Source organism: Cupriavidus sp. CP313 (assembly GCF_054072015.1).
Genome location: NZ_JBSVZB010000033.1, coordinates 53,334 through 67,419, shown reverse-complemented (window position 1 = coordinate 67,419; position 14,086 = coordinate 53,334). Strand labels below are relative to the sequence as shown.

Below are 14,086 nucleotides of genomic sequence, written 5' to 3'. Positions count from 1 at the left end.
GGAGAGTCATCATGAAGAACACACGTGCAATCCTGATGCTGCTGATTGCCCTCGTCGCCGGCGTGGCGGCGGTGGTGTCGGCGTCGCGATGGCTGGTCCAGCAGTCATCCAGTTCGGTCAGGCAGGTGGTGGTTGCCGCCAACGACCTCAATCTCGGGCAGCCGCTCAACGGCAGCCAGTTGCGGCTGGTCAGCTGGCCGGCGGGCAGCGTGCCGCCGGGTGCGTTCGAAGACCTCAAGGTGCTGGAGGGCCGCGTGGTGCGCACCAGCCTGCAGCGTGGCGAGCCCGTCCTGGATGCCAAGCTGGCACCGGTCGGCACCAAGGGTGGCCTCTCGGCGGTGATCAATGACGGCAAGCGCGCCATCACCGTCCGCGTCAACGATGTGGTGGGCGTGGCCGGCTTTGCGCTGCCGGGCAACCACGTCGACGTGATCGTCAATACCAACGAAGAAGCGAAGACCACGCAGAACAGCAGCAGCATCTCGAAGATCGTGCTCGAGAAGATCCTGGTGCTGGCGGTAGCGCAGCAGGTCAGCCGCGACGACACCCAGCCCAAGGTGGTCAATGCGGTGACGCTGGAAGTCACGCCCGAGCAGGCCGAGAAGCTGGACGTGGCCCGCAGCGTCGGCACGCTGTCGCTGGTGCTGCGCAACCAGATGGACGTGGCCGACATCAACACTGGCGGCGCCACCAAGGGCACGCTGCTCGGCAAAGCGCCGGAAGCCCCCGTCAAGGTTGTCACCCAGACGGCGACGCGCACCGTGGTGAAGACCCGCACGGTTGCCGCGCCAGCCCGCTCCGGCAATTGCATTGGCGTGCTGGCAGGCATGCAGGGCGGCATCGAGTGCTTCTGACCACGTTCCACAAGGCATCCAACGAATTCTGAGCTGCAACACAGCCTCTCCGGGGGGAGATTCAAAATGAACCAGAAACGATCCGAAGCTGCAGGCGGCACCCGCATCCTGGTGCTGGCCGCCATCCTCTGCACCCCGCTGGCCGCCGCGGCACAGGCCGCCATCGAGGCCGGCAACCTGACCAAGGCGACCGCGCCCGCCGCCGCCAAGGCACCCCAGGGTCCGATGCAGATGACCATCAGCATGACGCCCGGCGGGGCCGTTGCGGCCACCTCGGCCCCGCCCGCGCCGTCCGCGGAGGCGCGCGGCCCCAATTGCACCGGTGCGATCCGCAGCGAGTCCAGCGTGATGGTGCCGGTCGGCAAGTCGCAGCTGATCACGCTGCAGGAGCCGGTGCGCAACCGCACCCTGGGGAACCCCAACGTGGTCCAGGCCACGATGGTGTCGCCGCAGACCCTCTATGTGCTGGGCCGCAGCGTGGGCACCACCAACATGATCGTCCAAGGCCGCAGCGGCAGCTGCAGCATCATCAACGTGGTGGTCAATGCCGATGCCGGCGGGCTGCAGACTTCGCTCGGGCAACTGCTACCGGGCGAACCCGGCATCCGCGTGATGACGGCCGCCGACAACCTGGTGCTGACCGGCAGCGTCACCAACGCGCAGTCCGCGCAGCAGGCCATGGACATCGCCCAGGCGTATGCCAACGCTGCGCAGGCCGACGGCAGCAAGAATGGGAACGGCAACGGCAACAAAAAAGGCGGCGTGCTCAATATGCTGTCGGTCGACAGCCCGCAGCAAGTAATGCTGGAAGTCAAGGTGGCCGAGGTTTCCAAGACGCTGCTGAACCAGCTCGGCTCGACGGTGAACCTGCAGGGCGGCTTCGGTTCCTGGAGCGGCGGGCTGGTGACTTCGTTGCTGACCGGCGCCTCGACCGCGATCTTCGCCAGCAAGGCCAACAACCGGCCGTTCGACATCGCCCTCGACGCGCAGAAAAACGACACCCTGGTCAAGATCCTGGCCGAACCGAACCTGGTCACCATCAGCGGCCAGGAAGCCAGCTTCCTCGCCGGTGGCAAGATCTACATCCCAGTGGCGCAAACCAATACGCTGGGCGGCAACGGGACCATTACGCTGCAGGAAGAGGAATTTGGCGTCGGACTGAAATTTACACCCACGGTGCTAGCAAACGGCCGCATCCACCTTAAGGTGTCGCCGGAGGTGTCCGAGCTGTCGCCCACTGGCGCGACCGTACGCGGCAGCAGCCTGAACGGCCAGACGATACTGCCCCTCATTACCACCCGCCGCGCCTCCACCACCGTGCAGATGCGCGACGGCGAGAGCTTCGCCATCGGCGGCCTGCTGCAGGACAGCGCGCGCGGCTCGCTCAAGGCGCTGCCGGGTGCCGGCGAAGTGCCTGTGCTGGGCACGTTGTTCCGCAGCACGCAGTACCAGCAGGACCTGACCGAACTGGTGTTCATCATCACGCCGCGCCTGGTCAAGCCGATGCAGACCAACAACTACCCGCTGCCGACCGACAGCTTCTCCACGCCGAACCCGCTGTCGCTGTACTTCATGGGCAATATGGAAGGCAGCGGCAAGCGTCCTCCGCAACCCGCGCCGGCACCGTCGCAGCCCGCGGCACCGGCCGCCGCGCCCGCCACGCCGCCCACGGCACCGCGCAGCGAAGGCACGCCCGGCACCTCGGTCTCGGCCGTGCCGAATGGCAAGCCGCTGGATGAGCCTGCGCCGGCTACGCGGGAACCAGTCGTCGCCGCCAGCACGCGCCCTGCCCTGCCAGCCCCGGCGGCCGCGCCGCCGGCCGAGGACACCACCGAGCGCATCGCCCGCATCGAAGCCACCGCCGCCCGCCTGGCCCAGGCAAGGGCCGCGGCTACGGCCGGCCGCACCGCATCGGGCGGCAACTGATCCGCCGCGCCACCAGCAGAATCGGAGAACGACCATGAACAAGACACTGAAGCTTTCGCGCGGCGCTGCCGCCCTGGTGCTCGGCAGCCTGGCCTGCCTGGGGCTGTCGGCCTGCATGACCTCGACGCCCGTGTGGGACGGCCAGCGCGGCGTGGCGCTGGCCACCGTCACGCAGATGCAGATCATCAATCCTGACGCGCCCGCCGGGCTGCCCACCGTCACCGGAACAGACGGCAAGACGGCCGTGGCGGCGATGAAGAACTTCGACCGTTCGCTGTCAAAGGGCCAGCAAGGCGGTACGCCCGCCATGACTATCGACTTCGGCGCCGGCGGCTATGGCGGCGTGGGCATGGGCGGCGGCGGCTCGCGCTGAGCTCAGTGCTCATGGAGTGAGGTTCGGAGATGACTGAAAACTGGAGATGACACCATGCTGAAGATCCTGATCGCATCCGAAGACGCCGACCGCCTGGCAGAGATCAACCGGCTCAGCGTCGTGGTCGGGAACTTCCAGGCCATGTCGCTGCAGGAGGGCCTGGCTCGCTTCCCGTTCCATGCCAACCGTCTGCGCATGGCCGATCTACTGATCCTGGAGCTGCCCGCCGTCGGACCTGCCCAGATGCAGGCCATCGAAACCCTGCGCCAGCAGCATCCCGATCTGCCCTGCATCCTGATCACGCAGGCGCCGGGCTCCGACGTGCTGATCAAGGCCATGCGTGCCGGCATCCGCGACGTGCTGTCGTGGCCGCTGGACAAGGGCCAGCTGGCTGAGGCGCTCAAGCGCGTGGAAGCGACCCACGTGCCGCGCGTGCGCGAGACCGCGCAGGTGATTTCTGTGATCTCCTGCAAGGGTGGCGCAGGCACCAGCTTCGTGGCCGCCAACCTTGCTGACGCGCTGGCCAGGCACCAGGGTAAGCGAGTGCTCGTGGTGGATCTGAACCGGCACTTCGGCGACCTCACCCATATCGTCAGCGACAAGACCCCGCCCTCTACGCTGCCCGACATCTGCGGCCAAATCGACCGCATGGACGCCTCCTACCTCGATGCCTGCCTGGTCCACGTGGACAAAGGCTTCGACCTGCTCGCCGGGGCCACGGATCCCGTCAAGGCCACGCAGATCCAGAAAGACAAGCTGGAGTGGATCCTCTCCGTGATGCAGCCCAACTACGACTTCGTCGTCTTCGACGTCGGCCAGAGCATCGACCCCTTGTCGATCAGCGTGCTGGACCAAAGCGACCGCATCTGCGTGGTGGCCGAGCCCACGGTCGCCTTTGGGCGTCCCGGCCGCCGCCTGGTCGACATCTTGCGCGCGCTGCACTACCCGGCGGACAAGATTCAGCTGGTGCTGAACCGCACCGGCCGCAAGAACGAAGTACCGCGCGCGACGATGGAGGAAATCTTCGGCATTAAGGCGGCGATTTCCCTGCCCGACGACCCCTCGGCAGTAGAAGAAGCCGTGAGCCATGGCGAGCCTGTTGCCAAGCTGAGCCGGCGTAGCGCCATTGCACGCGCGCTGCAGTCCCTGTCCACGCAGCTGTTGGCCACGCCGGAACCCGAGCGCCGTAGCCAGCCTGAACCCGTATCCCCGCTGCGCCGGCTGATGCTGCGCGCGAAGAGTACCTGATTGCAACCGGCCTGGTCCGGTCAACAGATTCCGACTTGAAGGAGCCCAACATGTCAATCCGAGAACAGCTGGCTAGTGCCGGCCCCGCACTCATCGCCAACGGCCACGCCGCGATCCAGTTTTCAGCATCCGCGGGGCCGACGTCATCGGGCTATCACACCCTCAAGCGCGATGTGCATGAAACCGTGCTGGACCGGGTAGAGCTTGAGCGGCTGGCGCGCTATCCGCAGGAGCAGGTAAGGCAGGAGATCGCCACGCTGGTCAACCTGATCATCGACGAGCAGAAGGTGCTGCTCAACGACAGCGAGCGCCGCCAGCTGACGGTGGAGATCTATGACGAGATGTTTGGCTTCGGCCCTCTGGAGCCGCTGCTGAAGGATCCCACGGTGTCGGACATCCTGGTCAACACCGCGCGCCAGACTTATGTGGAACGACGCGGCAAGCTGGAACTGACCGACGTGCTGTTCTACGACGACGCGCACCTGATGAAGGTGATCGAGAAGATCGTGTCGCGCGTGGGCCGCCGCATCGACGAGACCAGCCCGATGGTGGACGCGCGCCTGCCGGACGGCTCGCGCGTCAATGCGATCATCCCACCGTCGGCCATCGACGGGCCGCTGCTGTCGATCCGGCGCTTCTCCGTGAATCCGCTGCAGGTATCCGACCTGGTCGACCTGCGCAGCCTGACGCCGCCGATGGCGCAGATGCTGCAGGCTCTGTCGCAGGCCAAAGTCAACGTGCTGGTGTCAGGCGGCACCGGCAGCGGCAAGACCACGCTGCTGAACATCCTGTCGGGCTTTATCCCCGAGGACGAACGCGTGGTCACCATCGAGGACGCGGCCGAACTGCAGCTGCGCCAGCCTCATGTACTGCGGCTGGAAACGCGCCCGCCCAATATCGAAGGTAAGGGCGAGATCACGCAGCGCGCGCTGGTGCGCAATGCCCTGCGGATGCGCCCGGACCGCATCATCCTGGGCGAAGTGCGCGGCGGCGAGGCGCTGGACATGCTCAACGCGATGAACACCGGCCACGAGGGCTCGCTCACCACCATCCACGCCAACACGCCGCGCGATGCGCTGACGCGCCTGGAGAACATGGTCAGCATGGCCGGCCTGACCATGCCCGCCAAGGCGATGCGCCAGCAGATCGCCTCGGCCATCACGGTGATCGTGCAGGCAGCGCGCATGACCGACGGTCGGCGCAAGATCATCAGCATCCAGGAGATCACCGGCATGGAGGGCGACATCATCAACATGCAGGAGATCTTCACGTTCCAGCGCACCGGCGTGGACAAGGACGGCACGGTGCGCGGGCACTTCCGCGCCACCGGCGTGTATCCCAAGTTTGCGGAGCGGCTGCGCGTGTTCGGGGTGGGGCTGCCGGACGAGACTTATGACCCGGCGAAGCGCTACGAAGTCTGATTCCGGCACCGGACCAACAAGACCAACACGACAGACACCCCCGGGGAGACGCACATGAGCATGATCTTCTATGCCTTCGGCATCCTGCTGTTCGCGGCCGTGGTGCTCTGTGTCGAGGGCATCTACCTGTGGTGGAATAACTACCACGGCCCTGCCGCCAAGCGCATCGAGGCACGGCTGCGGACGCTGTCCGCGGGCGGGCACGTCAGCGCCGAGCATCTGTCGATCCTGAAGAAGCGCATGCTCAGCGATTCGCCGCGCGTGCAAAAGTGGCTGATGAGCCTGCCCCGCATCGGCATGCTCGACCGCTGGCTGGAGCAATCCGGCAGCAACTGGTCAGTGGCGCAGCTGCTGGGCTATTGCGCGCTGGTGGTGCTATGCGCGGTGGCGCTGATCCCGCTGGTGCCAGTGCCGGTGCCGCTGATACTGGCCGGCGCCGCGGTGGCCGGGCTCCTGCCGGTGCTGCATGTGATGCGTTTGCGCGCGAAGCGGCTCAAGCAGATGGAAGCGCAGCTGCCGGACGCGGTCGACATGATCAGCCGCGCGCTGCGCGCCGGCCACTCGTTCAGCGGCGCGCTCGGCATGGTCGGGCAGGAGATGAAGGCGCCGATCGGGCCGGAGTTCCGCACCACCTTCGAGGAGATCAACTACGGCGTGGCGCTGGACGAGGCCATGACCAACCTCGCCATCCGCGTGCCGGTGGGCGACCTGCGCTACTTCGTGATCGCGGTACTGATCCAGCGCGAAAGCGGCGGCAACCTGGCGGAGATCCTCGACACCATCGGCACCATGGTACGCGAGCGCCTGAAGCTGTACGACAAGATCCGCGTGCTGTCGGCGGAAGGCAAGATGTCCGCGTGGGTGCTGGGCCTGCTGCCTTTCTGCACCGCGGGGATGGTCATGGTGGTCAATCCGGGCTTCATGGAGGTGCTGTGGAAAGACCCGATTGGCTTGAAGATGGTCGGCGGCGCGCTGGTGTCGATGGTCTTTGGCGTGCTGTGGATGCGCAAGATCATCCGCATCCACGTATGAGGCCCCAAAGCCGGGACAGAAGAAACGCAGGGTCTCAACACGCAGGGCTTGGACAGCCATCCTGACGGGAGTCCATCATGCAAGGCATTATCCAGGGGTTTCAGGCAGACCAGTTTGTCGTGCTGGCGCTGATTTTCGTGGCGGCGTTCGGCACGGTGTTCGGCGTGCTCTATGTGTTCTCGCCGAACCGCATGCGCGGCCGGGCGGAGCAGCTCGCAGGCCAGGCGGGGCAACCCGGCGCGGACCCGGGCAGGCAGCAGGCCATGATCGAGAAGCTCGTGCAATGGGCGCAGCCCATATCGCGGCTGTCGCTGCCCAAGGAAGACTGGGAGCACTCGCAGCTGCGCGTGCGCTTCATGAATGCCGGCTGGCGCAACGCCAGCGCCGCGCCGCTGTATTTTGCGGCCAAGACGGTGCTGGTCATCACGCTGCCGATGATCGGGCTGATGGCGGTCAGCGGGCATCCAAGGTTTCAGAACCAGCACATGATGTTCTCTCTGCTCGCGGTGCTGGGCGCCATCGGCTACTACCTGCCCAACGCCGTGCTGGCGCGCAAGGTGGCGCAGCGACAGCGCACGGTGTTCGAAGAGTTCCCTGACGTGATCGACCTGCTGACAGTCTGCGTGGAAGCCGGCCTCGGGCTTGATGCCGCGCTGATGCGCGTGGCCGACGAGCTGGCGCTGCGCTGCCCGGTGCTGGCCGATGAGCTCCAGCTGATGCTGCTGGAGTTGCGCTCAGGTTTCTCCAAGGAAAAGGCACTGTCTAACCTGTCGCTGCGCACCGGCGTGGAAGATGTGGACAAGTTCGCGTCCATGCTGATCCAGGCCGACCGGTTCGGCACCAGCCTGGGCGAGTCCTTGCGCGTGCTGTCCGACATGCTGCGCACCAAACGCCGCATGCGGGCCGAAGAGCAAGCCGCCAAGATCGCGCTCAAGCTGTTGTTCCCGCTGATCTTCACCATCTTCCCGTCGCTGTTGCTGGTGCTGCTCGGGCCAGCCTTTATCCAGATCTATCGCGTTCTCTTGCCGACCATGGCCGGACAGGGAGGGTAATACTTCCGGGAAACCGCGATCGTTTCCCCCGGCTGTCTCCCGGTGCAATGCCGGCTAGACAGTCACTTGCCCGGACCTGGTTCCGGGCTTTTTTGCTTTTCGGTGGGATCCGCGGGACTTGACCAGACGGGCTGGCTTATTAAGAATGCAGGCAACCGCCTGCCGCCGTAGCGGCCCATGCAGCGAGCCCCATGCGCCTCCGGAGTCCCCATGAAGCTACGCATCCTGAGCGACCTCCACATCGAGCACAACATGCCGCAGTCCGTGCCCGCCTGCGACGCGGACATCGTGGTGCTGGCCGGCGACATTGCCAACGGACGCGACGGCATCGACTGGGCTGCGCGCACCTTCAGCCAGCCGGTGGTCTACGTACCGGGAAACCACGAATACTACGAAAGCAACTTCGAGACCGTGGATCGCCTGATGGCCGAAGCCACCGAGGAGCACCCAAGCATACAGGTGCTCAATGGCGCCGTGGCCGAATTCAACGGCGCCCATGGACGCGTACGCATCATGGGCACCACCTGGTGGACGGATTACACGCTGTTCGGCACCGACCGGCGCGAAGACGCGATGCAGGCTTGCGCGGCGGTGATGCTGGACCACCGGCTGATCGAACTCCACGGCGACGACGGCCGTCCGCGCCATTTCATGCCACAGGACGCACTGGCACGCCACCAGGCTGCATCGGATTGGCTGGCGGCACAACTGGCACAACCCTACGATGGCAAGACCGTGGTGGTCACGCACCACGGTCCTGACCTGGGCAGCCTGGACCCACGCTACTCGCACGACCTGGTCTCGGGCGGGTTCCTGTCGCGCCGGCCCGACCTGGTGGCGCAGGCGGACCTGTGGATCCACGGCCATACCCACACCAGCTTCGACTACTGCATCGACGAATCGCGCGTGATCTGCAACCCGCGCGGCTACGTCAGCCGCCGCACCGGCGAGCTGGAAAACAAGCGTTTCGACTGGTGCTGCATGGTTGAGGTCTGAAGCGGTACTATCAACTTATCGCTCGCAGCAGGAACCGCAGCGCAGGTGCTGCTGTAGGCTGACCAGCCGCCGGGGCCACAAAAGAAAAACCCCCGCGGACTCGCACCGGCGGGGGCTTTCTGGACCAGGATTTTCAGCTGTCGCAGACAGCGCTACTACCCGCGTCCTGTCCCATGATTTCCCTGGGAAGGTAAGTCAGGAATCCGGGTACAGCCAGGCTGGAGAATCCGACCCAGGCCGCCGGAGAGACCGGGGAAACGGCCAATCCCGTCACGCTGACAGCGACTCCCGTGCAGGATGCGCTGTCGCAACTGGCGCTCAGTCCGTTTGCGTCGTACCAGTTGACAGAGACATTGGCAGATTTGAGACTTGGCAGAATTTCCTGCATTCGGTTGAGCACTGATGGCGATCCTCTGCCACAGACTACCGCTTGCCTCGCTCCCCACCGGGTGGCTTCTGCGACGGCATTCCACGTAAACAGCACCCGTCCGAACTCCAATATGCCAAGCAGTAGCCCAAAGAAGAGCACTGCCGCAATGGCGAATTCCACCGCTGTCGCACCTCGCTGACGCCTATTCATAAGCCTGCCTCATCGTAGCTGAGATATCGCTGAAGGGAATCGACGTAAGTGAAGCGCTGCCGCCGGTATAAAACCGCGTAAATCCGAGCAGGTCCAGGATAGGCGTGAACGTATAGCCGGAAATCCGGACCGTCACCGTATTGATTGCAGGACTGGCGCCCTGGCCCATATTGGAAGTGCATGCCGGATCCGCGGCGTCGCAGACGCTTACCATGCTGGTTTTCAGGCCAGGCGCCAGGGTCGACTGACCGTCGGTAGCCACCGGCGTACCGTACACGACCAGTTGCTTCGCCATAGCGTGCGCAGCCGCGTTGCCCGCCGCCTGCGTACTCAGGTAGCGGGCCGCATCACGGACTGATTTGGCCAATGTGTTGTACGTGTAGATTGCCCGGCCGAACTCAGTGACGGCGAAGCAGATCGCCAGCAGTAAGGAAATCGTGATGCCAAGCTCGACGAGCGCCACACCTTTTTGTCGCCTTTTCATCGGTTTCCCCTACTGGACAAGCGCCGGGATCATGGGGCCGAAATTGCCGCCGGCCAGGCCGTTGGTCGTGCACGGGCTACTGATCTTAGCCGCATTACCCAGGTATTCGAACTGAACCGATTCAGTAGGTCCGCTGATCGGCTGCAGCATGAGCATGCAGGCGAAATCCACGACTTTCGAAGCGGTCGACACCACTGGCACGATCACAAGGCGGCGACTCATCCCAAGCTTTGCATGATCGCCATTGCCGCCTGGCACAGCCAGATTCTTGTAGCCGCCTTTCATGTTCAGGTTGGTGATCGTGTCGCCGGCCTGGACATCTGTGCCCGTATCCGCGTAGCTTGCGAACGTCAGCCGCTTGTTCTTGAAATTGGTCGCAGTCGGGTCAGTACCACCTGATGACCCGGTATATGCCTGCTTTCCATTCGGCCAGTTCTTGCTGGTGTAGGCGTAACCGGTAAAGTCCGGCCGCATGAGCGACATGTCGCCGTTGTTCTTGTAGATGCCAAAGCGGCTGTTCCACTGGTCATCCACGGCGACCTTCGCCCCAGGGGTCCGGAGCGTATCGTTGACCTTGGAGTTGCAGTACCCGACGGCCATTTCCTGTTTGGTCTCGTTGGCGTTAGTGGATCCATCGAGGTTGTACCAGCCCATTTCCCCGGGAGCGGCCGTCTTGGTGCCGTCGTAAAGCACAGTTACCCATTCACCAATCGCAAATCCATAGTCAGGGGCGATAGCCCCCGCTTTGGGAAGCAAGCCAACAGGGATGGGACAGGTGCTCTGGGCATGAGTGCGGGTGGCAACACCGACGGCAGCAACAGCATTGCTGGAGGGGCCCCCGACCATCTGGATCAGGTAGGCCGAAATCCCGCTCGTAAGATGAGCGCATTTCACGTAGCGCGCGTTGGCAACAGGCGTGAAGGTCGAGCTGTAGGATCCGTTGAGCGTATCGCTGAAGGTGACGTCAGTGTCGACGAGGGCCGCCGAGCCCTTCTGGTACCTGACTTTGTTGGCGTTCCCAGCTGTCAGCCCAGCGCTCGTAGCCCGTGTCAGGGCGTCCGCAGCGCCATCGAGTTCCTGCGTCGCGGCCAGCGCGCAGCTATCGACGGCCGACTGTAGCTCGGTCTTCGCGACAAACATGCCCCCCAGGTCGATGACCAGACCGGCCATGCCTAGCAACACGGCCAGGGTCAGGCCCACAATCGGAAGAATGACCCCTTTTGCCTTCTTTTTGCTATACGTGGACATATGCATCGCCCTTGGATAAGAGACATGAGCACCAAGCGTGGACGGATAGCGGGAATAGCCTCACAGGCCCGCTGTCATCGCCGAGGTCCACGGCTGCCAGCGACACACATAGGCGTCCGGCTGACTACGCCAGGGACATCCCGATACCTAGCTTCGTACAAGCATTCTTGGTCATGCCAACGGCAATTGGTATCGGCCCAATGGCGGAATCAGTAGGTAGGGGCACAGCCTGGAGAGGGCACGCTGGACAGCGCGCCGGGATATTTCAGCCGCGACCAGCGAGTCCCGCTTCCGGCTCGCTGCCGACGCAAATCGACATACTTCGCCTCAATGGTGCGATCAAGATCACTTACCGGGCTCAGAGACCCGCTTACCGTGGCTGCTCGGTTCTGCAAGCACGTGGAAAGCCCTGCCTGCTGCACAGACGTGTGTTTCAGATTTGACTCATACCTCGGCCATGAATTGAGCGACAGGCGCACGGCGCTCTCCGTGAGTCCGGCACCAAAGCAAGGGCTCTCGCGAGCGGTTTCCTTGCTGATTGTGGACTTGTCGATCCACGCCCATACCCACACCAGCTTCGACTACTGCATCGACGATTCGCGCGTGGTCTGCAACCCCCGCGGCTACGTCAGCCGCCGCACCGGCGAGCTGGAAAACAAGCGCTTCGACTGGTGCTGCGTGGTCGAGGTCTGACCTGGCGGCTCCAGCGGGAGACTGCCGCGGCGCCCCAAAGAAAAACCCCCGCGGGCTCGCGCCCGCGGGGGTTTTTCAAGACAGCCTGCCCGTAAAGGCAGTCGGTTGGCAATGAATTACATCATGCCTTCCATGCCGCCCATGCCGCCCATGCCACCCGGCATTGCCGGAGCCGACTCATCCTTCGGCGATTCGGCAACTGCGCAGTCCGTGGTCAGCATCAGCGAAGCCACCGAAGCGGCGTTCTGCAGTGCGGTGCGGGTGACCTTGGTCGGGTCCAGCACGCCCATTTCCACCAGGTCGCCGTACTCGCCCGAAGCCGCGTTGTAGCCGTAGTTGCCCTTGCCTTCGATCACCTTGGCAACGACCACCGAAGCTTCTTCACCGGCGTTCAGCACGATCTGGCGCAGCGGCTCTTCCATGGCGCGCAGCACGATCTTGATACCGGCGTTCTGGTCGGCGTTTTCGCCGGTCAGTGCCGAGATCGCAGCGCGGGCGCGCAGCAGGGCCACACCACCGCCGGGGACGATGCCTTCTTCCACCGCAGCGCGGGTGGCGTGCAGGGCGTCTTCGACGCGGGCCTTCTTTTCCTTCATTTCGACTTCGGTGGCAGCGCCAACCTTGATCACGGCAACACCGCCGGCCAGCTTGGCCACGCGCTCTTGCAGCTTCTCACGGTCGTAGTCCGAGGTCGCTTCTTCGATCTGGGCGCGGATTTGCTTCACGCGGCCTTCGATCGCAGCTCCATCGCCGGCGCCGTCGATGATGATGGTGTTTTCCTTGCCGATCTCGATGCGCTTGGCCTGGCCCAGGTCGTTCAGGCCAGCCTTTTCCAGCGTCAGGCCGATTTCTTCAGCGATGACGGTGCCGCCGGTCAGGATGGCGATGTCTTCCAGCATGGCCTTGCGGCGGTCGCCGAAGCCCGGGGCCTTGACGGCGGCGGTCTTCAGGATGCCACGGATGTTGTTGACCACCAGGGTCGCCAGGGCTTCACCCTCGACGTCTTCAGCGATGATCAGCAGCGGGCGGCCAGCCTTGGCCACTTGCTCCAGCACCGGCAGCAGGTCGCGGATGTTCGAAACCTTCTTGTCGAACAGCAGCACGAACGGGCTGTCCAGCTGGACCACCTGCTTTTCCGGGTTGTTGATGAAGTACGGCGACAGGTAGCCACGGTCGAACTGCATGCCTTCCACGACTTCCAGCTCGTCGGCCAGCGACTTGCCGTCTTCAACCGTGATCACGCCTTCCTTGCCGACCTTGTCCATGGCTTCGGCGATGCGCTCACCGATCGAGGTGTCGCTATTGGCCGAAATCGCGCCAACCTGGGCGATTTCCTTGCTGGTGGTGGTGGGCTTGCTGACCTTCTTCAGCTCTTCCACGGCAGCGGTAACAGCCTTGTCGATGCCGCGCTTCAGGTCCATCGGGTTCATGCCGGCGGCAACGTACTTCATGCCTTCGCGCACGATCGACTGGGCCAGCACGGTAGCCGTGGTGGTACCGTCACCGGCGTTGTCGCTGGTCTTGGAAGCCACTTCCTTGACCATCTGGGCGCCCATGTTCTGCAGCTTGTCCTTCAGCTCGATTTCCTTGGCCACGGACACGCCGTCCTTGGTCACGGTCGGGCCGCCGAAGCTGCGCTCCAGCACCACATTGCGGCCCTTCGGGCCCAGGGTCACCTTCACTGCGTTGGCGAGGATGTTCACGCCTTCGACCATCTTGGCACGGGCGGCGTCGCCAAACACTACGTCTTTTGCTGCCATGTTCTGATTCTCCTGAATTCTGTACGGGTGGGATTCTGCAAGTAACGGATTACTTGTTCACCACGGCCATGATGTCTTCTTCGCGCATGACCAGCAGTTCCTGGCCTTCCACCTTCACGGCCTGGCCGGCGTACTTTCCGAACAGCACACGGTCACCCACCTTGACGTCGAGGGCGATATTGTTGCCCTTGTCATCCTTCTTGCCGGGGCCGATGGCGAGCACTTCGCCTTGATCAGGCTTTTCAGCGGCATTGTCGGGAATCACGATACCGGACGCGGTCTTGGTTTCGTTGTCCAGACGCTTCACGATCACGCGGTCGTGCAAAGGACGCAGATTCATACGGACTCCTAGATACAAAGTGAGTTTTTAATCACAAATCGGCCGGCTACCGAGGCGACGGCCGTCAGAAATGTTCAGG

The 14,086-nt window shown here is 64.0% G+C and carries 13 protein-coding genes and 1 pseudogene; 9 read left to right on the top strand and 5 right to left on the bottom strand.

All coding sequences use genetic code 11. The features are described 5' to 3' along the window. Nucleotides 1-11 precede the first annotated feature (11 nt). The 8 genes from cpaB to ACW4E8_RS32740 all read left to right on the top strand — a co-directional run bounded on the left by cpaB (nucleotide 12) and on the right by ACW4E8_RS32740 (nucleotide 8,902). Nucleotides 12-854 (top strand): Flp pilus assembly protein CpaB, encoded by an 843-nt coding sequence (cpaB, locus tag ACW4E8_RS32775; protein ID WP_456808311.1) that lies wholly within the window; start codon nucleotides 12-14, stop codon nucleotides 852-854. A 66-nt stretch (nucleotides 855-920) separates the two neighbouring features. After that, nucleotides 921-2,780, top strand: coding sequence for a type II and III secretion system protein family protein (locus ACW4E8_RS32770; protein WP_456808310.1), 1,860 nt, complete (start codon nucleotides 921-923; stop codon nucleotides 2,778-2,780). A 34-nt stretch (nucleotides 2,781-2,814) separates the two neighbouring features. After that, the gene (locus ACW4E8_RS32765; RefSeq protein ID WP_456808309.1) at nucleotides 2,815-3,153 is read left to right on the top strand and encodes a hypothetical protein; all 339 of its coding nucleotides are present in this window, start codon (nucleotides 2,815-2,817) and stop codon (nucleotides 3,151-3,153) included. Nucleotides 3,154-3,207: 54 nt separating this feature from the next. Continuing rightward, entirely contained in the window at nucleotides 3,208-4,401 is a 1,194-nt protein-coding gene (locus tag ACW4E8_RS32760) for an AAA family ATPase (protein ID WP_456808308.1), read from the top strand. Between the two features lie 50 nt (nucleotides 4,402-4,451). After that, the gene (locus ACW4E8_RS32755; RefSeq protein ID WP_456808307.1) at nucleotides 4,452-5,822 is read left to right on the top strand and encodes a CpaF family protein; all 1,371 of its coding nucleotides are present in this window, start codon (nucleotides 4,452-4,454) and stop codon (nucleotides 5,820-5,822) included. 54 nt (nucleotides 5,823-5,876) lie between these two features. Continuing rightward, the gene (locus tag ACW4E8_RS32750; RefSeq protein ID WP_456808306.1) at nucleotides 5,877-6,854 is read left to right on the top strand and encodes a type II secretion system F family protein; all 978 of its coding nucleotides are present in this window, start codon (nucleotides 5,877-5,879) and stop codon (nucleotides 6,852-6,854) included. A gap of 77 nt (nucleotides 6,855-6,931) precedes the next feature. After that, entirely contained in the window at nucleotides 6,932-7,906 is a 975-nt protein-coding gene (locus ACW4E8_RS32745) for a type II secretion system F family protein (protein WP_456808305.1), read from the top strand. A gap of 210 nt (nucleotides 7,907-8,116) precedes the next feature. Next, nucleotides 8,117-8,902 carry a metallophosphoesterase gene (locus tag ACW4E8_RS32740; RefSeq protein ID WP_456808304.1) on the top strand — a complete coding sequence of 262 codons (786 nt, stop codon included), beginning with the start codon at nucleotides 8,117-8,119 and terminating at the stop codon, nucleotides 8,900-8,902. A 133-nt stretch (nucleotides 8,903-9,035) separates the two neighbouring features. Here ACW4E8_RS32740 and ACW4E8_RS32735 read toward each other — a convergent pair whose 3' ends face one another. Genes ACW4E8_RS32735 through ACW4E8_RS32725 form a run of 3 tightly spaced genes read right to left on the bottom strand, consistent with a single transcriptional unit; the run spans nucleotide 9,036 to nucleotide 11,214 of the window. Beyond that, a complete protein-coding gene (locus ACW4E8_RS32735) occupies nucleotides 9,036-9,482 on the bottom strand; it encodes a TadE/TadG family type IV pilus assembly protein (protein ID WP_456808303.1) in 447 nt (148 codons plus the stop codon). Further along, nucleotides 9,475-9,966 carry a TadE/TadG family type IV pilus assembly protein gene (locus ACW4E8_RS32730; protein WP_456808302.1) on the bottom strand — a complete coding sequence of 164 codons (492 nt, stop codon included), beginning with the start codon at nucleotides 9,964-9,966 and terminating at the stop codon, nucleotides 9,475-9,477. The genes ACW4E8_RS32735 and ACW4E8_RS32730 overlap by 8 nt, the downstream gene beginning before the upstream one ends. A gap of 9 nt (nucleotides 9,967-9,975) precedes the next feature. Then, nucleotides 9,976-11,214 carry a pilus assembly protein TadG-related protein gene (locus ACW4E8_RS32725; RefSeq protein ID WP_456808301.1) on the bottom strand — a complete coding sequence of 413 codons (1,239 nt, stop codon included), beginning with the start codon at nucleotides 11,212-11,214 and terminating at the stop codon, nucleotides 9,976-9,978. A 540-nt stretch (nucleotides 11,215-11,754) separates the two neighbouring features. Here ACW4E8_RS32725 and ACW4E8_RS32720 point away from each other — a divergent pair. Then, nucleotides 11,755-11,907: pseudogene (locus ACW4E8_RS32720) on the top strand (metallophosphoesterase); the annotation flags it as partial. 116 nt (nucleotides 11,908-12,023) lie between these two features. Here the strand turns inward: ACW4E8_RS32720 and groL are convergent. After that, nucleotides 12,024-13,667, bottom strand: a complete 1,644-nt coding sequence (gene groL / locus ACW4E8_RS32715) for a chaperonin GroEL (protein ID WP_340527539.1) — start codon at nucleotides 13,665-13,667, stop codon at nucleotides 12,024-12,026. A 49-nt stretch (nucleotides 13,668-13,716) separates the two neighbouring features. Further along, nucleotides 13,717-14,007, bottom strand: coding sequence for a co-chaperone GroES (groES, locus tag ACW4E8_RS32710; RefSeq protein WP_010813047.1), 291 nt, complete (start codon nucleotides 14,005-14,007; stop codon nucleotides 13,717-13,719). Nucleotides 14,008-14,086: the final 79 nt, after the last annotated feature.

Bases quoted from the DNA above. Each gene is read 5' to 3' on its own strand.
- ACW4E8_RS32770 (WP_456808310.1), top strand. From the start codon at position 921: ATGAACCAGAAACGATCCGAAGCTGCAGGCGGCACCCGCATCCTGGTG.
- ACW4E8_RS32725 (WP_456808301.1), bottom strand. From the start codon at position 11,214: ATGTCCACGTATAGCAAAAAGAAGGCAAAAGGGGTCATTCTTCCGATT.
- ACW4E8_RS32735 (WP_456808303.1), bottom strand. From the start codon at position 9,482: ATGAATAGGCGTCAGCGAGGTGCGACAGCGGTGGAATTCGCCATTGCG.
- ACW4E8_RS32755 (WP_456808307.1), top strand. From the start codon at position 4,452: ATGTCAATCCGAGAACAGCTGGCTAGTGCCGGCCCCGCACTCATCGCC.
- ACW4E8_RS32750 (WP_456808306.1), top strand. From the start codon at position 5,877: ATGAGCATGATCTTCTATGCCTTCGGCATCCTGCTGTTCGCGGCCGTG.
- ACW4E8_RS32730 (WP_456808302.1), bottom strand. From the start codon at position 9,966: ATGAAAAGGCGACAAAAAGGTGTGGCGCTCGTCGAGCTTGGCATCACG.
- groL (WP_340527539.1), bottom strand. From the start codon at position 13,667: ATGGCAGCAAAAGACGTAGTGTTTGGCGACGCCGCCCGTGCCAAGATG.
- ACW4E8_RS32745 (WP_456808305.1), top strand. From the start codon at position 6,932: ATGCAAGGCATTATCCAGGGGTTTCAGGCAGACCAGTTTGTCGTGCTG.
- ACW4E8_RS32760 (WP_456808308.1), top strand. From the start codon at position 3,208: ATGCTGAAGATCCTGATCGCATCCGAAGACGCCGACCGCCTGGCAGAG.
- ACW4E8_RS32765 (WP_456808309.1), top strand. From the start codon at position 2,815: ATGAACAAGACACTGAAGCTTTCGCGCGGCGCTGCCGCCCTGGTGCTC.
- groES (WP_010813047.1), bottom strand. From the start codon at position 14,007: ATGAATCTGCGTCCTTTGCACGACCGCGTGATCGTGAAGCGTCTGGAC.
- ACW4E8_RS32740 (WP_456808304.1), top strand. From the start codon at position 8,117: ATGAAGCTACGCATCCTGAGCGACCTCCACATCGAGCACAACATGCCG.
- cpaB (WP_456808311.1), top strand. From the start codon at position 12: ATGAAGAACACACGTGCAATCCTGATGCTGCTGATTGCCCTCGTCGCC.